General features: G+C 41.8%; 21 protein-coding genes. 17 read left to right on the top strand and 4 right to left on the bottom strand.

What is annotated here, in order from left to right; all coding sequences use genetic code 11:
- The first annotated feature begins 156 nt into the window (after nucleotides 1-156).
- The gene (gene adhE, locus HMPREF3108_RS09655; protein WP_061597350.1) at nucleotides 157-2,808 is read left to right on the top strand and encodes a bifunctional acetaldehyde-CoA/alcohol dehydrogenase; all 2,652 of its coding nucleotides are present in this window, start codon (nucleotides 157-159) and stop codon (nucleotides 2,806-2,808) included.
- Between the two features lie 564 nt (nucleotides 2,809-3,372).
- Here the strand turns inward: adhE and HMPREF3108_RS10760 are convergent.
- The 3 genes from HMPREF3108_RS10760 to HMPREF3108_RS10750 all read right to left on the bottom strand — a co-directional run bounded on the left by HMPREF3108_RS10760 (nucleotide 3,373) and on the right by HMPREF3108_RS10750 (nucleotide 3,958).
- Nucleotides 3,373-3,519, bottom strand: coding sequence for a bacteriocin (locus HMPREF3108_RS10760; RefSeq protein WP_125365923.1), 147 nt, complete (start codon nucleotides 3,517-3,519; stop codon nucleotides 3,373-3,375).
- 30 nt (nucleotides 3,520-3,549) lie between these two features.
- The gene (locus tag HMPREF3108_RS10755) at nucleotides 3,550-3,720 is read right to left on the bottom strand and encodes a bacteriocin (RefSeq protein WP_118105409.1); all 171 of its coding nucleotides are present in this window, start codon (nucleotides 3,718-3,720) and stop codon (nucleotides 3,550-3,552) included.
- A gap of 97 nt (nucleotides 3,721-3,817) precedes the next feature.
- The gene (locus HMPREF3108_RS10750; RefSeq protein ID WP_125392588.1) at nucleotides 3,818-3,958 is read right to left on the bottom strand and encodes a class IIb bacteriocin, lactobin A/cerein 7B family; all 141 of its coding nucleotides are present in this window, start codon (nucleotides 3,956-3,958) and stop codon (nucleotides 3,818-3,820) included.
- 331 nt (nucleotides 3,959-4,289) lie between these two features.
- Between HMPREF3108_RS10750 and HMPREF3108_RS09650 the strand changes: the two genes are divergently transcribed.
- The 9 genes from HMPREF3108_RS09650 to HMPREF3108_RS09610 all read left to right on the top strand — a co-directional run bounded on the left by HMPREF3108_RS09650 (nucleotide 4,290) and on the right by HMPREF3108_RS09610 (nucleotide 12,039).
- Nucleotides 4,290-4,991 carry an N-acetylmannosamine-6-phosphate 2-epimerase gene (locus tag HMPREF3108_RS09650; RefSeq protein WP_045634491.1) on the top strand — a complete coding sequence of 234 codons (702 nt, stop codon included), beginning with the start codon at nucleotides 4,290-4,292 and terminating at the stop codon, nucleotides 4,989-4,991.
- Nucleotides 4,992-5,029: 38 nt separating this feature from the next.
- Nucleotides 5,030-5,482: a YhcH/YjgK/YiaL family protein gene (locus HMPREF3108_RS09645; protein ID WP_045505155.1), complete on the top strand. Its 453-nt coding sequence runs from the start codon at nucleotides 5,030-5,032 to the stop codon at nucleotides 5,480-5,482.
- 18 nt (nucleotides 5,483-5,500) lie between these two features.
- Entirely contained in the window at nucleotides 5,501-6,850 is a 1,350-nt protein-coding gene (locus HMPREF3108_RS09640; protein ID WP_045634489.1) for an ABC transporter substrate-binding protein, read from the top strand.
- A 53-nt stretch (nucleotides 6,851-6,903) separates the two neighbouring features.
- Complete coding sequence (locus tag HMPREF3108_RS09635) at nucleotides 6,904-7,788, top strand: carbohydrate ABC transporter permease (RefSeq protein ID WP_070494406.1); 885 nt, start codon at nucleotides 6,904-6,906, stop codon at nucleotides 7,786-7,788.
- Nucleotides 7,788-8,621: a carbohydrate ABC transporter permease gene (locus tag HMPREF3108_RS09630; RefSeq protein ID WP_011999670.1), complete on the top strand. Its 834-nt coding sequence runs from the start codon at nucleotides 7,788-7,790 to the stop codon at nucleotides 8,619-8,621. Before HMPREF3108_RS09635 ends, HMPREF3108_RS09630 begins: the two co-directional genes overlap by 1 nt.
- Nucleotides 8,622-8,662: 41 nt before the next feature.
- Nucleotides 8,663-9,766: a Gfo/Idh/MocA family protein gene (locus HMPREF3108_RS09625; protein WP_011999671.1), complete on the top strand. Its 1,104-nt coding sequence runs from the start codon at nucleotides 8,663-8,665 to the stop codon at nucleotides 9,764-9,766.
- A 62-nt stretch (nucleotides 9,767-9,828) separates the two neighbouring features.
- A complete protein-coding gene (locus tag HMPREF3108_RS09620; RefSeq protein ID WP_061597093.1) occupies nucleotides 9,829-10,746 on the top strand; it encodes an N-acetylneuraminate lyase in 918 nt (305 codons plus the stop codon).
- Nucleotides 10,747-10,779: 33 nt separating this feature from the next.
- Entirely contained in the window at nucleotides 10,780-11,664 is an 885-nt protein-coding gene (locus HMPREF3108_RS09615) for an ROK family protein (protein ID WP_061597094.1), read from the top strand.
- A gap of 45 nt (nucleotides 11,665-11,709) precedes the next feature.
- Entirely contained in the window at nucleotides 11,710-12,039 is a 330-nt protein-coding gene (locus tag HMPREF3108_RS09610; RefSeq protein WP_061597095.1) for a hypothetical protein, read from the top strand.
- A 60-nt stretch (nucleotides 12,040-12,099) separates the two neighbouring features.
- Here the strand turns inward: HMPREF3108_RS09610 and HMPREF3108_RS09605 are convergent, their stop codons facing one another.
- Nucleotides 12,100-12,954 (bottom strand): MurR/RpiR family transcriptional regulator, encoded by an 855-nt coding sequence (locus HMPREF3108_RS09605; RefSeq protein WP_061584738.1) that lies wholly within the window; start codon nucleotides 12,952-12,954, stop codon nucleotides 12,100-12,102.
- A 241-nt stretch (nucleotides 12,955-13,195) separates the two neighbouring features.
- Between HMPREF3108_RS09605 and HMPREF3108_RS09600 the strand changes: the two genes are divergently transcribed.
- From HMPREF3108_RS09600 to HMPREF3108_RS09570, 7 genes are all read left to right on the top strand, one after another.
- A complete protein-coding gene (locus HMPREF3108_RS09600; protein ID WP_045505170.1) occupies nucleotides 13,196-13,519 on the top strand; it encodes a hypothetical protein in 324 nt (107 codons plus the stop codon).
- Nucleotides 13,509-15,464 (top strand): V-type ATP synthase subunit I, encoded by a 1,956-nt coding sequence (locus HMPREF3108_RS09595; protein ID WP_070494404.1) that lies wholly within the window; start codon nucleotides 13,509-13,511, stop codon nucleotides 15,462-15,464. Before HMPREF3108_RS09600 ends, HMPREF3108_RS09595 begins: the two co-directional genes overlap by 11 nt.
- Nucleotides 15,465-15,596: 132 nt before the next feature.
- Complete coding sequence (locus tag HMPREF3108_RS09590; RefSeq protein ID WP_002898768.1) at nucleotides 15,597-16,076, top strand: V-type ATP synthase subunit K; 480 nt, start codon at nucleotides 15,597-15,599, stop codon at nucleotides 16,074-16,076.
- Nucleotides 16,077-16,086: 10 nt separating this feature from the next.
- Nucleotides 16,087-16,677: a hypothetical protein gene (locus HMPREF3108_RS09585; RefSeq protein WP_008808155.1), complete on the top strand. Its 591-nt coding sequence runs from the start codon at nucleotides 16,087-16,089 to the stop codon at nucleotides 16,675-16,677.
- Between the two features lie 10 nt (nucleotides 16,678-16,687).
- Entirely contained in the window at nucleotides 16,688-17,701 is a 1,014-nt protein-coding gene (locus HMPREF3108_RS09580; RefSeq protein ID WP_070494402.1) for a V-type ATPase subunit, read from the top strand.
- Complete coding sequence (locus HMPREF3108_RS09575) at nucleotides 17,688-18,008, top strand: V-type ATP synthase subunit F (protein WP_002894448.1); 321 nt, start codon at nucleotides 17,688-17,690, stop codon at nucleotides 18,006-18,008. The genes HMPREF3108_RS09580 and HMPREF3108_RS09575 overlap by 14 nt, the downstream gene beginning before the upstream one ends.
- A gap of 7 nt (nucleotides 18,009-18,015) precedes the next feature.
- Nucleotides 18,016-18,711, top strand: a complete 696-nt coding sequence (locus HMPREF3108_RS09570; RefSeq protein ID WP_070494400.1) for a GNAT family N-acetyltransferase — start codon at nucleotides 18,016-18,018, stop codon at nucleotides 18,709-18,711.
- The last annotated feature ends 135 nt before the right edge of the window (nucleotides 18,712-18,846 follow it).

Genomic DNA, 18,846 nt, shown 5'->3' with positions numbered 1-18,846 from the left:
CAGCAATAAATGGAGATTGAAATATATTTCACAAACAATAATAAAAAAGTTTGTGAAATGTAAGCGAAAGTGTTTACAAAGGAAAGCAAATGGGTTATAATGAAATTGTGAAAAAATTAACAAAGGATAAATTCCTTGAAAGCTATGGAGGAAAATATGGCTGATAAAAAAACTGTGACACCTGAGGAAAAGAAACTCGCAGCTGAAAAGCATGTAGATGAGTTAGTACAAAAAGCCTTGGTTGCTCTTGATGAAATGCGCAAATTGGACCAAGAACAAGTCGACTACATCGTAGCTAAAGCTTCTGTTGCAGCACTTGATGCCCATGGAGAATTGGCGCTTCATGCTTATGAAGAAACAGGTCGTGGGGTCTTTGAAGATAAGGCAACAAAAAACCTATTCGCCTGTGAACATGTGGTAAACAATATGCGTCACACGAAGACTGTTGGTGTTATCGAAGAAGATGATGTAACAGGTTTAACTTTGATTGCTGAGCCGGTTGGTGTTGTCTGCGGAATTACTCCTACAACAAACCCAACTTCGACTGCAATCTTTAAGTCTTTGATTTCATTGAAGACTCGTAATCCAATCGTCTTTGCCTTCCACCCATCTGCTCAAGAATCATCTGCTCATGCAGCTCAAATCGTTCGTGATGCAGCAATCGCAGCGGGTGCTCCTGAAAACTGTATTCAATGGATTACCCAACCATCTATGGAAGCAACTAGTGCTCTTATGAACCATGAAGGAGTAGCAACGATCCTTGCAACTGGTGGTAATGCAATGGTGAAGGCAGCTTACTCATGTGGCAAGCCAGCTCTTGGGGTTGGTGCCGGAAACGTACCAGCTTATGTGGAAAAATCCGCTAATATCCGTCAAGCAGCGCACGATATCGTTATGTCTAAGTCCTTTGACAATGGTATGGTCTGTGCCTCTGAGCAAGCCGTTATCATTGATAAGGAAGTTTATGACGAATTTGTAGAAGAGTTCAAATCTTATCATACTTACTTTGTAAATAAGAAAGAAAAAGCTCTGTTGGAAGAATTCTGCTTCGGTGCTAAGGCAAACAGTAAGAACTGTGCTGGTGCGAAGCTCAATGCAGATATCGTAGGTAAGCCAGCAGCTTGGATTGCAGAACAAGCAGGATTTACAGTTCCAGAAGGAACCAATATCCTTGCTGCAGAATGTAAAGAAGTTGGCGAAAAAGAGCCATTAACTCGTGAAAAATTATCTCCAGTTATCGCAGTTTTGAAATCCGATAGCCGTGAAGACGGAATTAACAAGGCTCGCCAAATGGTTGAATTTAACGGTCTTGGTCACTCAGCTGCTATCCATACTGCAGATGAAGAATTAACTAAAGAATTTGGTAAAGCAGTTAAAGCTATTCGTGTTATCTGTAACTCACCTTCTACTTTCGGTGGTATCGGGGACGTTTATAATGCCTTCTTGCCATCATTGACACTTGGATGTGGTTCTTACGGACGCAACTCAGTTGGAGATAATGTCAGCGCCATCAATCTCTTGAACATCAAAAAAGTCGGAAGACGGAGAAATAACATGCAATGGATGAAACTTCCTTCAAAAACATACTTTGAACGTGACTCAATTCAATACCTTCAAAAATGTCGTGACGTAGAGCGTGTCATGATCGTTACAGACCATGCTATGGTAGAGCTTGGTTTCCTAGATCGTATCATCGAGCAACTCGATCTTCGTCGTAATAAGGTTGTTTATCAAATCTTTGCTGACGTAGAACCAGATCCAGATATCACAACAGTTGAACGTGGTACAGAGATCATGCGTTCCTTCAAACCTGATACAATCATCGCACTTGGTGGTGGTTCACCAATGGACGCAGCTAAAGTAATGTGGCTCTTCTATGAGCAACCAGAAGTTGACTTCCGTGACCTTGTTCAAAAATTCATGGATATTCGTAAACGTGCCTTCAAGTTCCCATTGCTTGGTAAGAAGACTAAGTTTATCGCAATCCCAACAACATCTGGTACAGGATCTGAAGTAACACCGTTTGCCGTTATCTCTGATAAGGCTAACAACCGTAAATACCCAATCGCTGACTACTCATTGACTCCTACTGTAGCCATCGTAGACCCTGCTTTGGTATTAACGGTTCCAGGATTTGTTGCTGCTGATACTGGTATGGACGTATTGACTCACGCAACAGAAGCATACGTATCTCAAATGGCTAGCGACTACACTGATGGTCTTGCTCTTCAAGCAATCAAACTTGTCTTTGAAAATCTTGAAAGCTCTGTGAAGAATGCAGATTTCCATTCACGTGAAAAGATGCATAACGCTTCAACTATTGCTGGTATGGCCTTCGCCAATGCATTCTTGGGTATTTCTCACTCAATGGCTCATAAGATTGGTGCGCAATTCCACACAATCCACGGTCGTACCAATGCTATCTTGCTGCCATACGTAATCCGTTACAATGGTACACGTCCAGCTAAGACAGCGACATGGCCTAAGTACAACTACTACCGTGCGGATGAAAAATACCAAGATATCGCTCGTATGCTTGGTTTACCAGCTTCTACTCCAGAAGAAGGTGTGGAATCTTACGCAAAAGCTGTCTACGAACTTGGTGAGCGCGTTGGTATCCAAATGAACTTCAAGGCTCAAGGAATTGATGAAAAAGAATGGAAGAAACATTCTCGTGAATTGGCCTTCCTTGCTTATGAAGATCAATGTTCGCCTGCTAACCCACGTCTTCCAATGGTTGACCATATGCAAGAAATCATCGAAGATTCTTACTACGGTTACAAAGAACGTCCAGGACGTCGTAAATAAGTACATGGCTGAAGGAGTGAAAAACTCCTGTAAAGATCATAAAAAAATCCCTCGCTCGCATGAGTGAGGGATTTTTGTATATTGATCAACAAAATGTAGTGATTAGTGGCGATGGACTGAAATTTAGTCTAGGAGGAGCAATAGCGAACACCGATTTCTTGATTCTATTGATGTTGTTAGGCTATCGTTTTTCTCCTCACTAGGAGCTCATTATGTTGGGATTAATGAGCTGCCTTCTCCGTGCTAAACATAAACTGAATGGCGATTAGGTGGAATCAAAGAGTGGTCTACTAGCTATCTTTCAGGCGTAGAGTTGTCAAAGAGGCAAAGGTTCTGAAGTGTGTGTTGGCTGAAGGATTAGAAAAAAGCCTAAGATACAGGCTTTTTCTTATGTTCGCTATTTCGTCTGATTTCGTATTTTAAGCATAAAAATAGAATAGTTGGCACTAATAGATTAGGAAGGTTGCCAATTTTCAGAACATGCATATCGTTTAATACATAAAAAATGACATAGACAAGATACAAGACAGTTATAACTATTTCTTTTTTAGATAACATAATGGTCTATTTTTTTCGTCTAGCTAAGTCACTACCAATAACATATGCAGCAGCGAAAATTCCGACTAAAACTCCTAAATCACCACCTTGGATTTCTGCCAAGTTTGTCTCAGTTAGTGTTTCATATTTATCAATGCTATTGAAATTACTCATGTTATTCTCCTTTTATATAAGTATAGGGTTTTAGCGGTTAATTAAATAACCTAGGCTTAGTCCAGATAGAGCTGCTACTCCAATTTTCCATACAGCAATACCCGCAATAGTAGCAGTGAAGAATTCTCCCCCTTCAACATTCATTAATTCGTCTTCAGTTAGGGTGAGGTAGTGGTTTTCAATTGTTGTCATATTTTCCATTGTATTATCTCCTTTATTATATAGGCTACCAACTGTTAAGTTGGTAGAAGTGAAGCTAGCTTTAGGACTAGCGGTTGAGCCTTATCTCATCTATGGTCTAGAGAATGAGAAGTGAAAATCTAGAGGACCGTCGATTTCCTGAAGGTGCTTGGCGTCTAAAAAACCATAAGGCAGGCATGGCAACTCCGCCACTTGTTTCTTCTAACTCTTGTTTGGTTAGTTCTTTGAATTCTTTCATTATTATCTCCAATCTTTTAGATTTTGAAAAATAGAGGCCAGAAAAGTGGTAATAAAAACATCTTGTTACTCCTTTACAGTTTGTTAAGCGATTTTGCTTACACTTAACTATTCGCAGGAAGATGAGAAAAATGAAAAAGAAAGTAAAAAAATCTTTGTTTTTTATTTTATGGAAATGGACTAAAGTCTGAAACTACTTTCAGACTTTTATGAGAAATGCCAAAAATAGGAAACTAAAATCTAAATGCCAGAAAATATTGAAAGCGCTTTAATAATTGTATATAATGACATTACAAAATAAACGGAATATCAAAAGAAAAAGGAGATTGTCTATGGCACAAATTTCCAAAGAAGCATTAATTGAACAAATTAGGGATGGCATCATCGTATCTTGCCAAGCCTTACCTCATGAACCGCTTTATACAGAAAAAGGGGGAGTGATTCCGCTTTTAGTTAAGGCTGCTGAGCAGGGGGGAGCAATTGGTATTCGAGCAAATAGTGTTCGGGATATCAAGGAAATTAAAGAGATATCCTCTCTTCCTATTATCGGAATTATTAAGAGGGATTATCCACCGCAAGAACCTTTTATCACTGCAACAATGAAAGAAGTGGATGAGTTGGCGGAGTTAGATATTGAAGTGATTGCAATGGATTGTACTAAAAGGGATCGCTTTGATGGTTTAACGATTGAGGAATTTATTAAGGAAGTCAAGAGAAAGTACCCTAAACAGTTGCTAATGGCAGATATTAGCACTCTTGAAGAGGGTGTAGACGCGGCAGAGGCGGGAGTAGATTTTGTAGGGACAACCTTATCGGGTTATACTTCTTACAGTCCTAAAGTAGATGGGCCTGATTTCGAACTTATCAAAAATCTTTGTAATGCAGGTTTGGATGTCATTGCGGAAGGGAAGATTCATTACCCCGCAGATGCTAAAGTGATTCATGATTTAGGTGTTCGTGGTATTGTGGTTGGAGGGGCAATTACTCGTCCCAAAGAAATAACAGAACGCTTTGTGGCTGCTGTAAAAAAATAGGAATAATTTTACTTAACGAAAAAAGAGGAGGATGGAGGATGATTATTACCAAAATCAATCGTTTAGCAACCTATGCAGGTGTGAATCCGCATTTTGAAAAGTTAATTTCCTTTCTAAAATCAACTGATTTAGATGATCTTCAAGAGGGTTTGCTGGAGATTGATGGAGATAGTATATTTGGGAATTGCTTTACTTATTTAGCTGATGGTGAAGCGGGCACATTTTTTGAAACACACCAAAAATATTTAGATATCCACTTGGTTTTAGAAAATGAGGAAGCAATGGCAGTTACTTCACCAGAAAGCGTAAGCGTAACCCAAGAATACGATGAAAATAAAGATATTGCGTTATACAAAGGAAAAGTAGAGCAATTAGTGCATCTAAGAGCTGGAGAATGTTTAATTACTTTTCCAGAAGATCTCCATCAACCTAAGGTTCGTGTAAATGATGATCCTGTAAAAAAAGTCGTTTTTAAAGTTGCAATTTCGTAATAAAGGAAGGAAATAACAATGAAAAAATTTAAAAAAATGTTATGTCTTGCAGGTCTTGCTCTGACAGGTCTTGCCTTGGTTGCTTGTTCTGGCAAGACGGAAAAGACAGCTGACAAAGGCTCATCAACAGAATTATCTGGTGAGATTACTATGTGGCACTCCTTTACACAGGGTCCTCGTCTAGAAAGCATCCAAAAATCAGCAGATGAATTTATGAAAAAACATCCAAAAACAAAAATTAAAATCGAAACGTTTTCTTGGAATGACTTTTATACAAAATGGACAACTGGTTTAGCGAATGGCAATGTTCCAGATATTAGCACGGCTTTGCCAAACCAAGTTATGGAAATGGTCAATTCAGATGCTTTGATTCCATTGAATGATACTGTTAAGAAAATCGGGGAAGATAAGTTTACAAAAACAGCACTAGATGAAGCAAAAGTTGATGGCAATTTTTATTCTGTTCCATTGTACTCCCATGCTCAAGTCATGTGGGTTCGCACTGATTTATTGAAACAATATAATATTGAAGTTCCAAAAACATGGGACCAGTTGTATGAAGCTTCTAAAAAATTAAAAGAAAATGGAGTTTATGGATTGTCTGTTCCTTTTGGGACAAATGATCTGATGGGGACACGCTTCTTGAATTTCTATGTACGAAGTGGCGGTGGAAGTCTGTTGACAAAGGATATGAAAGCCAACTTGACAAGCAAATTGGCTCAAGATGGAATTAAATATTGGGTGAAAATGTACAAGGAATTTTCTCCAAAAGATTCACTGAACTTTAATGTCTTGCAACAAGCTACTTTGTTCTATCAAGGAAAGACAGCTTTTGACTTTAACTCAGGATTCCATATTGGTGGTATCCAAGCAAATAGCCCTCAATTAATTGATGCGATTGATGCTTATCCGATTCCAAAAGTAAAAGAATCAGATAAAGATTATGGTATTGAAACTTCTAATATTCCATTGGTAGTTTGGAAGAATTCAAAACATCCAGAAGTAGCGAAAGCATTCTTAGAATCTTTGTATGAAAAGAAAGACTATATTCATTTCTTGGATTCAACTCCTGTCGGAATGTTGCCTGCCATCAAAGGCATTAGCGATGATCCAGCCTATAAAGATAATGACGTCCGTAAGAAATTCCAACATGCAGAAGAAGTTATTACAAAAGCGGCAGAAAAAGGTACAGCTATTGGATATGAAAATGGTCCAAGTGTTCAAGCTGGAATGTTAACAAACCAACATATCATTGAACAAATGTTCCAAGATATTATTACAAATGGTAAAGATCCAATGGAGGCTGCTAAGGATGCAGAAAAACAATTGAATGATTTATTTGAAACTGTAGCAGTTGATGTTAAATAATAATAGCAGAGGCTACAATTATGTGGCCTCTGTTTTTAGAGAGGAATAAGCATATGGTCAAAAATAGAAATTTGACTCGATGGGTGTTTGTATTACCTGCTATTATCATTGTTGGACTATTATTTGTTTATCCATTTTTCTCCAGCATCTATTTTAGCTTTACCAACAAACATTTAATCATGCCAAACTATCGATTTGTTGGATTAGCGAATTACAAGGCTGTGCTATCAGATCCCAACTTCTTTAATGCGTTCTTTAACTCCATTAAGTGGACGGTTTTCTCGCTGGTTGGGCAAGTTTTAGTAGGTTTTGTATTAGCTTTAGCCCTGCATCGAGTACGACGATTTAAGAAACTCTATCGCACTCTTTTGATTGTTCCTTGGGCTTTCCCGACTATCGTTATAGCTTTTTCATGGCAATGGATTTTGAACGGAGTTTATGGTTATTTACCAAACTTGATTGTTAAATTAGGTCTCATGAATCATGTTCCTGCATTTTTAACAGACAGCACATGGGCCTTCATCTGCTTGGTATTTATCAATATCTGGTTTGGTGCTCCAATGATTATGGTCAACGTTTTGTCTGCTCTTCAAACAGTTCCAGAAGAGCAATTTGAAGCAGCTACAATTGATGGGGCGTCTAGTTGGCAAGTATTTAAGTTTATTGTGTTCCCTCATATTAAAGTCGTAGTAGGGCTTCTAGTTGTTTTAAGAACAGTATGGATATTTAATAATTTTGATATCATCTATCTGATTACAGGTGGAGGACCTTCAAATGCAACAATGACTCTCCCAATTTTTGCCTATAATCTTGGATGGGGAACTAAATTGGTGGGTCGTGCCTCAGCTGTAACTGTTTTACTCTTTATCTTCTTAATGGCAGTTTGCTTTATTTATTTTGGCATTATAAGCAAGTGGGAAAAGGAGGGTAGAAAATAATGAAAAAGAAATCAGGAATTTATTTAGATATTCTTTCACATATACTCTTGGTAGGTGCAACAATAGTTGCTATTTTCCCCTTGATTTGGATCATTATTTCATCAGTAAAGGGTAAGGGAGAACTGACTCAGTTTCCTACTAGATTTTGGCCTGAGCAATTTACTTTTGACTATTTTGTTCATGTTATTAATGATTTACACTTTATTGATAATATCAAAAATAGTTTACTCATTGCCCTTACGACTACAGTCATTGCAATTATTATCTCGGCAATGGCTGCTTATGGGATTGTTCGATTCTTTCCAAAGCTAGGAGCAATCATGTCTAGATTGCTTGTAATTACCTATATTTTCCCGCCAATTTTGTTGGCGATTCCTTACTCAATAGCAATTGCAAAAGTTGGCTTGACAAATAGTTTATTTGGTTTAATGATGGTTTATCTATCTTTTAGTGTTCCTTATGCGGTTTGGCTTCTGGTAGGTTTCTTCCAGACTGTCCCAATCGGTATTGAAGAAGCAGCTAGAATTGACGGTGCAAATAAATTTGTGACATTCTATAAGATTGTATTACCTATTGTAGCACCAGGGATTGTGGCAACAGCAATTTATACTTTTATCAATGCTTGGAATGAATTTTTATATGCCTTAATCTTAATTAATGATACCAGTAAGATGACAGTGGCAGTAGCACTTCGTTCATTAAATGGTTCAGAAATTCTGGATTGGGGAGATATGATGGCAGCTTCTGTTATCGTCGTCCTTCCTTCAATTATCTTCTTCTCTATTATTCAAAATAAGATAGCAAAAGGATTGTCTGAGGGCTCTGTGAAATAGAAAAAATAAAAATGTTATACACAATAACAAAGGAGAAACAAATGGTTAAATATGGCGTCGTAGGAACAGGATATTTTGGAGCTGAATTGGCTCGATATATGCAAAAAAACGATGGTGCAGAGATTACGGTTGTTTATGATCCAGAAAATGCGGAATCAGTAGCTGAAGAGCTAGGAGCAAAAGTTGCGGCATCGTTAGATGAATTAGTCGCTAGCGATGAAGTTGATTGTGTTATTGTAGCTTCTCCAAATAATCTGCACAAAGAGCCTGTTATCAAAGCAGCTCAACATGGAAAAAATGTTTTTTGTGAAAAACCAATTGCCCTTTCCTATGAGGATTGCCGCGAAATGGTAGATGCTTGTAAAGAAAATAATGTGACCTTTATGGCAGGGCATATCATGAACTTCTTTAATGGTGTTCATCATGCCAAAGAATTAATCAATCAAGGTGTGATTGGGGACGTTCTATATTGTCATACAGCTCGTAATGGATGGGAGGAACAACAACCATCAGTATCTTGGAAAAAAATTCGAGAAAAATCTGGTGGTCACTTATATCACCATATCCATGAATTGGACTGTGTTCAATTTCTCATGGGTGGGATGCCTGAAACTGTTACAATGACTGGCGGTAATGTAGCCCATGAGGGAGAAAACTTTGGTGATGAAGATGACATGATTTTTGTTAATATGGAATTTTCAAACAAACGTTTTGCTCTGCTAGAATGGGGTTCTGCTTATCGCTGGGGTGAACACTATGTCTTGATTCAAGGGACAAAAGGTGCGATTCGTCTGGACTTGTTCAACTGTAAAGGAACTCTCAAATTAGATGGCCAAGAAAGTTATTTCCTAATCCATGAGTCACAGGAAGAAGATGATGATCGTACTCGTATTTACCATAGTACCGAAATGGATGGAGCGATTGCTTACGGAAAACCTGGTAAACGTACCCCATTGTGGTTATCATCTGTTATTGACAAGGAAATGCGTTACCTTCATGAAATCATGCAGGGAGCACCGGTAACAGAAGAATTCAAAAAATTATTGACAGGAGAAGCAGCTCTGGAGGCTATTGCAACAGCAGATGCATGTACTCAGTCTATGTTTGAAGATCGTAAAGTTAAATTATCGGAAATTGTAAAATAAAAGATGTGGGGATGAAACAATGATTTTCGTCCCTCTCATTTCTAAAACATTAGGAGAAAACTATGTCAGATTTAAAAAAATACCAAGGTGTCATTCCTGCTTTCTACGCTTGCTATGACGAGGAAGGTGAAATCAGCCCGGAGCGGACTCGCGCTTTAGTGGAATACTTCATCGCCAAGGGCGTGCAAGGTCTTTATGTCAACGGTTCTTCGGGCGAGTGTATCTATCTGAGCGTGGAAGACCGAAAACGGGTTCTAGAAGAAGTGATGAAAGTTGCTAAGGGGCGTCTGACAATCATTGCCCATGTGGCTTGCAACAATACTAAAGACAGCATGGAGCTGGCTCGTCATGCGGAAAGTTTGGGTGTGGATGCTATTGCAGCTATTCCGCCGATTTATTTCCGTTTGCCAGAGTATTCGGTTGCCCAGTATTGGAATGACATCAGTGCGGCGGCGCCTAATACTGATTTCGTGATTTACAATATCCCTCAGTTGGCTGGTGTAGCCTTAACTCCTGGCCTTTACAAGGAAATGCTCCAGAATGAGCGCGTGATTGGTGTGAAGAACTCTTCAATGCCAGTGCAAGATATTCAGACCTTTGTAGCTCTTGGGGGAGAAGATCATGTAGTCTTTAATGGTCCAGATGAGCAATTCTTAGGTGGTCGACTCATGGGTGCTGCAGCTGGTATCGGTGGTACATATGGGGCTATGCCAGAGCTCTTCCTCAAACTCAATCAACTGATTGCTGATAAGGAATTGGAACGTGCTAAAGAATTGCAGTATGCGATTAATGCTATCATCGGAAAATTAACGAGTGCGCATGGTAATATGTATGGTGTGATTAAAGAAGTCTTGAAAATCAATGAAGGACTCAATATTGGATCTGTTCGTTCACCTCTGACGCCTGTGACTGAAGAAGACCGGCCGATCGTGGAAGAGGCTGCTCAGTTGATTCGTCATACTAAGGAGCAGTTCTTATAAGTCAAAGAACAGATACTAGAGAGAAGGTGTGCTATGAAACAATATGTTGCCATTGATATTGGCGGTACCAATATCAAGTATGGCTTGATCAACGAGGCTGAGACCTTGGTGGAAGCACATGAAATGCCGACAGAGGCCCACAAAGGTGGTCCGGGAATTATGCAAAAGGTTGAAGCGATTGTTGCAGCCTATTTAGAAAAAGGACCTCTCGCTGGGATTTGTATTTCTTCTGCTGGTATGGTGGATCCAGACAGGGGTGAAATTTTCTATGCTGGGCCGCAGATTCCTAATTACGCTGGAACCCAGTTCAAAAAAGTTCTGGAAGAAAAATTTTCCTTACCATGTGAGATTGAAAATGATGTCAACTGTGCTGGTCTAGCAGAGGCTAAATCGGGCAGTGGCAAGGGAGCGAAGATCGCCCTTTGTTTGACGATCGGTACAGGTATTGGAGGTTGTCTAGTCGTAGATGGCCAGGTCTTCCATGGCTTTAGTAACTCTGCCTGTGAGGTTGGTTACCTGCATCTACCGGACGGAGCTTTCCAAGATGTGGCATCGACAACTGCTCTGGTCAACTATGTGGCTGAGCTACACGGAGAAGAAGCAGAGCATTGGAATGGTCGACGGATTTTCAAAGAAGCAACCGAGGGCAATAAGCTCTGTATCGAGGGCATTGATCGTATGGTTGGTTATCTGGGTCAGGGAATTGCCAATATCTGCTATGTCGTTAATCCAGAAGTTGTCATCCTAGGAGGTGGCATCATGGGACAAGAAGCTATTCTTAGACCGCGTATTCAGGTGGCTTTGCAGGATGCTTTGGTTCCAAGCATTGCCGATAAAACGAAACTCGCTTTTGCTCATCATCAAAATACTGCTGGTATGTTTGGAGCCTACTATCATTTCAAAAATAGACAAGTTTAACCTGAGATTTTTCTCAGGTTCCTTGTCTTTCAGGAGGAAAATCAAATGACAGAAAAAAGTTTCATTCAGGAAGCCACCCAGCTTCTAGGTTCCTTGATGGAAGATTTTCAAAAGAAGGAAATTCAGTCGAGAGATGAAATCCGCTTTTACGAGTGCTTAGCAGAAGTTTTGAGGAGTTTGGAGAAAACCAAAGACCTGGATAACCGTCTCCTCATTGCTCTTGAAAGATTTCATAAAAGTGCTAGTTTTTTAATTGGTCTTAGTAGCCTCAAACTGGATCAGCCTACTTATCAAAAGTGGCGTGCCTATGATACCTTTCATATGGAAAAAGTTCAGCCCCAATTGGAAATCTACGGTCCAATCCTTCCCTTGTGAAAAAAGACGAAAAAGCGAGAACTGAAAAAGAAAAACGAGTCAGAAAATCCTGATTCGTTTTTATCTTTTGTGAGTATTTCGACGGTGATAGCCATTTAGTTTCTGATTTTCCCAAAAGCTATTGAAGATTTTTTCTTTTTTTTCACGATTAATCTCAAGAAAAAAGGCGTAAATGAGGTCGATCATAAGAAGCATGGGAAATTGGGCTGATATGCGCAGGATGAATTCAGGTTTGCTTTGCAGAGCTACAGCAAGGATTTCTGTAAAATCTTGTTGGACTTTTTGGGGCTGTCCAGTCACCAAAACTGTTTTTGCCCCCATATTTTTAGCATCAATTAGACTGTCAATAATAGATTGAGTCTGTCCTGACAGGGAGAATCCGATGACAAGACAGTTTTTGTCTAAAATACTGGTTGTCCAAGCGAAACCATCTTGGTCAGTCAGGGCTTCACAAACGACTCCTAGACGCATAAAGCGTAGCTTCATATCACGAGCTACTAAACCAGAACTTCCAATACCGAAGAAATAAACCCGATCAGCGTCTTCAATCAAAGTAGCTATTCGCTGTAGCTTATCTTCGTCTATGACTTCTTCCGTCTGCATTCGAAGTTGTGTATAATTTCGCAAGACACGACGTGATAAGTCATGCCCGAGAGAAGGCACTTCGGGCTCACTCGATGTAGTTTGCTGTTGGTATTGAAATTTGAATTCTCTATAACCTTTAAAACCACACTTCTTGGCAAATCGAGTCAAGGCTGCCTGGGAAATATGCAGTTGCTTAGTCACTTGAAGCGAAGATAGATCGTCCTGAATATTTGTAGAGTTCAAGAAGTAGTGGGCAATCTCTCTTTCTAGTCCGGTCATACTGTCTAAACTGTTTTCAATGATTTCTATAATATGCAGCTGATTTCCCATCAATATCTCCTTGAAATTTTAGTAAGCGTTTTTATATGTTTATATTATAACATAATCTGTAAAAACATAAGCGAACTTGTTTTTGAAAAGAGAATCTGAGAAAGATATTTCTATATGACAGAATATAAGTCTGTATAGTAATCGAACAGAAGCAACTACTTGTAGCTTATGACGGATAAAGCATAAATGTGTTATAATTTACACATGAAAGAATATGCAACCCAAAGGAGATAGTGGGGATATGACAAATACGACCTTAGAGAAGATGCAAGAAATTGAACAAGCTGCAGAGGATGTTCTAGCTAGCTATAAGGATCAGATAAAGTTACTGCGGGATGAGCAGACGGCTAGACTGGAAGAGCTGAGTCTGGTTTATGACAAGGAGACGGAAATCGCTGTTCAGAGTTTGGCGAAGAAAAAAGAAGAGGAAATTAAGAAGCTTGAGCAGGATCTGGAGCTGACGGTTCAAAAAAATCAAACAAAGGTTGAGGCTGCGCTGACGGACAAAAAAGCAGACTTGGCGCGAGCCATTGTAGAGAAGGTGGTAGAAGCCTATGGCCATTAGTCAAATGCGGCAACTGTCTCTGCTCCTGCCCAAGGAACTGCTAGACCAGCTTCTCTTTTACCTACAGGGTTTGGAGTCGGTTCAGATTCATGATTTGCGGCAGGAAGAGGACTGGCAGGTAGCCTTTGAGCAGGATTTAGTCGGCCGACCGGATCAGCATTTATCTCAGCAGGATTTGCTCAGCCGTCAGGAAAAACTGGAGAGACTGATTGCAGATCTGGAGCCCTTTATGCCCAAAAAGAAACTGCTGGAAGCCTTAAAAGAAGAGCCTTTGGAGCTGTCCTTTGCTGCTTTAGAGCAGGCAGGGGAGTCTCGCGATGAGGGGGCGTTGCTGGAAGGAATCAGTAAGCAACTCAAGGTCTTGCAAGAGGCCAAAGATCAGATAGGAGCTGACCGCTTGGAAGTGGCTGCGCTGGAGAAGTGGGAGCCACTGGAGCTAACACCACAAGCAGCTGCGACTTTCAGCCATCTGGGAGCGTTGATTGGGACGATTCCCAATACCGATGACGACGCTCTGCGTCTGACTCTGGGAGCACATCCTGACCTGAAGTTTCAGGAAGTCTTTACCGATGATACGGAGCATGGTGTTCTTATTTTTTATAAGACAGGCTCTCTGGAAGAAGTTCACAAAGTCTTGAAAGAGTACGGTTTTAAGCCTTTTGAGTACGACCATGCGGAACTGCCTGCTGAGCGAGTAGCTCAGCTCAAGGCTAATATTCGACAGCAAGAGGCAGTGGCAGATGCTATGACCAAGAGTCTGGCAGCTTCCAAGAATGAGTTGGACCAGCTCAAAGTTCAGCTGGACTATCTCTGCAATCTCTCCTCCCGTCAAGAAAGTAAAAATCAGTTAGCCAGTACGCAAAATCTGGCAGCCTTGGAAGGCTGGATCGAAAGCAATCAAGTTCAAGCTCTTGAGGCTTGCTTGACAGAGCAGTTTGGTCAGAGCATTCTCATCCAGACCAGAGAGGTTCGACAGGATGAGGAAGATAAGGTTCCGACCAAGCTTAAAAACAATGCCTTGGTGGAGCCCTTCGAGCTAGTGACGGAGATGTATTCCCTACCTAAGTATGGTGATAAGGATCCAACCCCTGTCGTTTCCCTCTTCTATTTTGTATTCTTTGGCATGATGGTCGCTGACATCGGCTACGGCTTTTTACTCTTTGTAGGTACCAGTCTGGCGCTGCACTTCTTGCATGTCAAGCCGGGATTGGCTAAGAATCTGCGATTCTTCCGCCTGCTGGGTGTGGCAGTCATCATCTGGGGACTGGTTTATGGTTCTTTCTTTGGCTTTGAACTGCCCTTCGCTCTGATTAGCACCAGCTCTGACGCCATGACGATTCTGGTTATTTCGGTTGTCTTTGGTTTTGTTACGGTGCTGGCGGGCCTCTTCCTCAGCGGCCTGAAAAATGTCCGCCTCAAGGATTATGCAGAAGCTTATAATGCAGGCTTTGCTTGGGTGCTGATTTTGCTGGGACTGCTACTCTTGGCCTTGGGAAATTTCTTCCCATCCTTGGCCTTTGCAGCAACGATTGGTCAGTGGTTGGCCATCATCAATGCTCTGGGCATACTGGCAGTATCCATTGTCAGTGCTAAGAGCTTGGCAGGATTGGGGTCAGGTCTCTTTAATCTTTACAATGTCAGTGGTTATGTAGGAGATCTTGTCAGCTTTACGCGGCTGATGGCTCTGGGGCTTTCAGGAGCCAGCATTGGCTCGGCCTTTAACTTGATTGTCAGCCTCTTTCCACCTGTCGCTCGCTTTAGCATTGGTATTCTGCTCTTTATTGCCCTTCATTTGGTCAATATGTTTCTATCTTTTCTGTCCGGTTATGTGCACGGAGCACGTTTGATTTTCGTGGAATTTTTCGGGAAATTTTACGATGGTGGCGGCAAGCCTTTCACTCCGCTCAAGCCTAGTGAGAAATACGTTCAGCAAAGCAAGAAATAAAGATTAGGAACTATGATAAAAGATGAGAAACTCATCTTTAGAAAAACACTTTCTACAACATCAAAACAAGCATTATTCATTCAACTAGCTGTTGATTTTACGACGATTACAGCATTTTCATAGGAGTAAATCATGGAACATTTAGCATCATATTTTGGAACTTACGGTGGCGCCTTTTTTGCAGGTTTGGGAGTAGCTTTGGCGGTCTTTCTCAGCGGAATGGGCTCAGCTCTGGGTGTCGGAAGCACAGGTCAGGCAGCGGCAGCCCTCTTGAAAGAGCAGCCAGAAAAATTCGCTCAAGCTCTGATTCTGCAGCTTTTGCCAGGTACCCAAGGTCTCTACGGCTTTGTTATCGGGATTACCGTCTTCTTTAATATCAAGCCAGAATTGGCTCTGCAATCAGGCGTGGCTTATTTCCTAGCTGCTTTGCCAGTTGCCATTGTTGGTTACTTTTCAGCCAAGCATCAAGGACGAGTGGCGACCGCTGGTATTCAGATTTTGGCCAAGCGTCCAGAAGAGGTCATGAAAGGGGTAATACTCGCGGCCATGGTTGAGACCTACGCCATCTTGGCCTTCGTTGTTTCCTTCATCATGGTTCTGAATGTGAAGTAAGGAGGCTTTTATGTCTGATATATCAGATCTCAAAGCTTCTGTCTTGGAGCAGGCTCACGAGAAGGGGCGTCTGCTTTTGGCCGAGGCTACTGAGAAAATAGAACAGGAAGCCAAGGAACGTGAGGCCCAGCTGGTTCGGCAAAAGCTTGGACAGCGGGAGCAGCAGCTGAAAGAAATCAGCCGGCGTAGTCAGCGCGATATTCAGCAGCTGGAAAATCAAAAGCGCCAGTCTACTCTGGTCATCAAGCAGCGGGTTCTCAGAGAGCTTTTTGAGGAAGCCTATGCTCAGATGTCGGCTTGGTCACTAGCTGAAGAAGAGCATTTTCTAAAGAGTGTCCTGGCCAAATATCCAGAGGAAGAATTGACACTGACTTTCGGTGCTCTATCAGCTGAGAAATTTAACTCCAGCCAGTTGGAAGGCTTGAAAAAGGTCTTTCCGCAAGTGCATTTTTCAGACCAGTTTATAGCCGATCAAGCAGGCTTTGTGCTGAGCCAAGGACGGGTGGATGATAGTTATCTCTATCGTGACTTGTTGGACTCAGTCTGGCAGGAGGAAAGCTACCGTCTGGCTCAGGATATTTTCAAAGACCAGGCAGAATAGGAGGCGGACCATGAGTGAAACAAGCTTCTCTCAAGTCAATACAGCCATTAGTGTGCAGGAGGCTTCCTTTTTGACGCCCCAGCAATATGAACAGTTGCTGCAGACTGACGATGCTGACAGCAGTTCAGCTCTTCTGCAGGGAACGGTCTATGCCATGGATGCTGAAGCGATTAAGGATCTCAATGCCATTGAGCAAGTACTGATGAAGCATTTGTATTCCGTTTATAATTGGGCGCTTGAGATTAGTCCAAGTAAGGAGTTAGTGGAGATTTTCACGCTCCGCTATACTTACCACAACCTCAAAGTTTTTCTCAAGGGTCGGGCGACAGGTCAGTCCCTGGAGCATTTGCTGATGCCGGTGGGGACCTATTCTCTGGAGGTTTTAGAGCACCTAGTTATGGCTTTTTCGGCTGAGTATTGTCCAGATTTCATGCTGGATGAGGTGCTTGCGACCTGGCAGGAATACCAGGATTATCAGGATGTGCGCGTGCTGGAGATTGGCATGGACATGGCTTATTTCCAGCATCTCAAGCGCCTGACACAGGAATTGGAAGATGACTATCTGCTGCAGCTGGTGAATCTGACCATTGATTTTTACAATGCCATCACCGTTAAGCGGGCTGTTGGCTTGGAGAAACCGCGCAGCTTTATGAGGCAGCTCCTGTCTGATGAAGGGAGCCTCTCTGCTGCCAACTGGATTGCCATGGCAGAGCAGGGGGATTTCTTGACTTGGTTTAGCCAGGTCAATCCCTGCGGTTACGATCTGGAACTTCGCGCCTATGAGGAAAAAATGCGGAACCAGACCTTGACGACAGTAGAGTTAGAATATCTAACGGACCTCTTGCAGGCTAAGTTGCTGGCGGCTGGTCAGTTTGAGACAGATGGTCCGCTCCCTTTGGCCCGCTATTTGCTGGGTAAGGAGCTGGAAGTCAAGAATCTGCGGTTGATTTTGACCGGAATGGATAATCAGCTGCCAGTAGAGCTTATCAGAGAAAGGATGCGACCGATTTATGGACAAGACTAGCTACAAGATTGCTGTCGTGGGAAATCGCGATACTATTCTCCCATTTAAGCTGATTGGTTTTCAGACCTTTCCAGTAAAAGAAGCTCAGGAGACGGTCAATACCCTGCGTCGGCTCGCTCGCGAAGATTTCGGTATTATCTATCTGACGGAGGATATGGCTGCGGATATTCCAGAAACCCTGGCCTACTATGACCAGCTGGAGATTCCTGCTCTTGTGCTTATTCCTACCCATAAGGGGAGCACGGGACTGGCTCTTTCGCGGATTCATGAAAATGTCGAAAAGGCTGTCGGACAAGATATATTGTGAGGTTTTTATGCGAATGAATGAACTAGGCCAACCCATTGGGGATGCTCTACTGGATTTTCAGCCGGGGGACTTGCCCAATCTGGAGCGAATCGAAGGCCAGTATGTTATTATCGAGCGTTTGTCCAAGGATAAGCATGGGACGGATTTGTATGAAGTGTATGGTCCGGATTCTCCTGTGGATATGTGGACCTATCTCTTTCAAACTCCTGCCCAAAGTCAGGCAGAATGGTCACAGAAGCTAGATCTGATGCTGGCAGCACAGGACCGTTTTCACTATGCGATTGTGGACAAGGAGAGCGGTAAAGCTCTAGGAACTTTTGCCTTGATGAGGATTGACAGAAATAACCGTGTCATTGAAGTGGGAGCTGTGACCTATTCGCCTAAGCTGAAGCGCACCAGACTGGCTACAGAAGCCCAGTACTTACTGGCACGCTATGTCTTTGAAGAGCTGGAGTATCGTCGCTATGAATGGAAATGCGACTCCCTCAATCAGCCTTCAAGGCGAGCAGCAGAGCGGCTTGGTTTCACTTATGAAGGTAGGTTTCGTCAGGCTATTGTCTATAAGGGGCGCAACCGAGATACGGACTGGCTGTCTATGATTGACACGGATTGGCCGGCCGTCAAGAGTCGTCTAGAAAAATGGCTTAGCCCAGACAATTTTGACGTAAACGGTCAGCAAATAAAAGACTTATCTGATTTTTAAAATAAAAAGAAACAATACTTGCCCTAGAGTTAGCTAAGAAAGATTTTAAATTCGCGGCAAGAATCAAATAATACTCTTTGAAAATGAAATTCAAACTAGGTCCGTATCTAACTTAGTTTAAGCTTCGATTTTTAT

It is taken from the genome of Streptococcus sp. HMSC10A01, assembly GCF_001807785.1.
Taxonomy (GTDB): Bacteria; Bacillota; Bacilli; order Lactobacillales; family Streptococcaceae; genus Streptococcus; species Streptococcus gordonii.
Note: the sequence above shows the minus strand (reverse complement) of the source record. Positions and strands in the feature narration are given on the sequence as shown.

Coding starts and splice junctions, on each gene's coding strand:
- adhE (WP_061597350.1), top strand. CDS start 157: ATGGCTGATAAAAAAACTGTGACACCTGAGGAAAAGAAACTCGCAGCT.
- HMPREF3108_RS10760 (WP_125365923.1), bottom strand. CDS start 3,519: ATGAGTAATTTCAATAGCATTGATAAATATGAAACACTAACTGAGACA.
- HMPREF3108_RS10755 (WP_118105409.1), bottom strand. CDS start 3,720: ATGGAAAATATGACAACAATTGAAAACCACTACCTCACCCTAACTGAA.
- HMPREF3108_RS10750 (WP_125392588.1), bottom strand. CDS start 3,958: ATGAAAGAATTCAAAGAACTAACCAAACAAGAGTTAGAAGAAACAAGT.
- HMPREF3108_RS09650 (WP_045634491.1), top strand. CDS start 4,290: ATGGCACAAATTTCCAAAGAAGCATTAATTGAACAAATTAGGGATGGC.
- HMPREF3108_RS09645 (WP_045505155.1), top strand. CDS start 5,030: ATGATTATTACCAAAATCAATCGTTTAGCAACCTATGCAGGTGTGAAT.
- HMPREF3108_RS09640 (WP_045634489.1), top strand. CDS start 5,501: ATGAAAAAATTTAAAAAAATGTTATGTCTTGCAGGTCTTGCTCTGACA.
- HMPREF3108_RS09635 (WP_070494406.1), top strand. CDS start 6,904: ATGGTCAAAAATAGAAATTTGACTCGATGGGTGTTTGTATTACCTGCT.
- HMPREF3108_RS09630 (WP_011999670.1), top strand. CDS start 7,788: ATGAAAAAGAAATCAGGAATTTATTTAGATATTCTTTCACATATACTC.
- HMPREF3108_RS09625 (WP_011999671.1), top strand. CDS start 8,663: ATGGTTAAATATGGCGTCGTAGGAACAGGATATTTTGGAGCTGAATTG.
- HMPREF3108_RS09620 (WP_061597093.1), top strand. CDS start 9,829: ATGTCAGATTTAAAAAAATACCAAGGTGTCATTCCTGCTTTCTACGCT.
- HMPREF3108_RS09615 (WP_061597094.1), top strand. CDS start 10,780: ATGAAACAATATGTTGCCATTGATATTGGCGGTACCAATATCAAGTAT.
- HMPREF3108_RS09610 (WP_061597095.1), top strand. CDS start 11,710: ATGACAGAAAAAAGTTTCATTCAGGAAGCCACCCAGCTTCTAGGTTCC.
- HMPREF3108_RS09605 (WP_061584738.1), bottom strand. CDS start 12,954: ATGGGAAATCAGCTGCATATTATAGAAATCATTGAAAACAGTTTAGAC.
- HMPREF3108_RS09600 (WP_045505170.1), top strand. CDS start 13,196: ATGACAAATACGACCTTAGAGAAGATGCAAGAAATTGAACAAGCTGCA.
- HMPREF3108_RS09595 (WP_070494404.1), top strand. CDS start 13,509: ATGGCCATTAGTCAAATGCGGCAACTGTCTCTGCTCCTGCCCAAGGAA.
- HMPREF3108_RS09590 (WP_002898768.1), top strand. CDS start 15,597: ATGGAACATTTAGCATCATATTTTGGAACTTACGGTGGCGCCTTTTTT.
- HMPREF3108_RS09585 (WP_008808155.1), top strand. CDS start 16,087: ATGTCTGATATATCAGATCTCAAAGCTTCTGTCTTGGAGCAGGCTCAC.
- HMPREF3108_RS09580 (WP_070494402.1), top strand. CDS start 16,688: ATGAGTGAAACAAGCTTCTCTCAAGTCAATACAGCCATTAGTGTGCAG.
- HMPREF3108_RS09575 (WP_002894448.1), top strand. CDS start 17,688: ATGGACAAGACTAGCTACAAGATTGCTGTCGTGGGAAATCGCGATACT.
- HMPREF3108_RS09570 (WP_070494400.1), top strand. CDS start 18,016: ATGCGAATGAATGAACTAGGCCAACCCATTGGGGATGCTCTACTGGAT.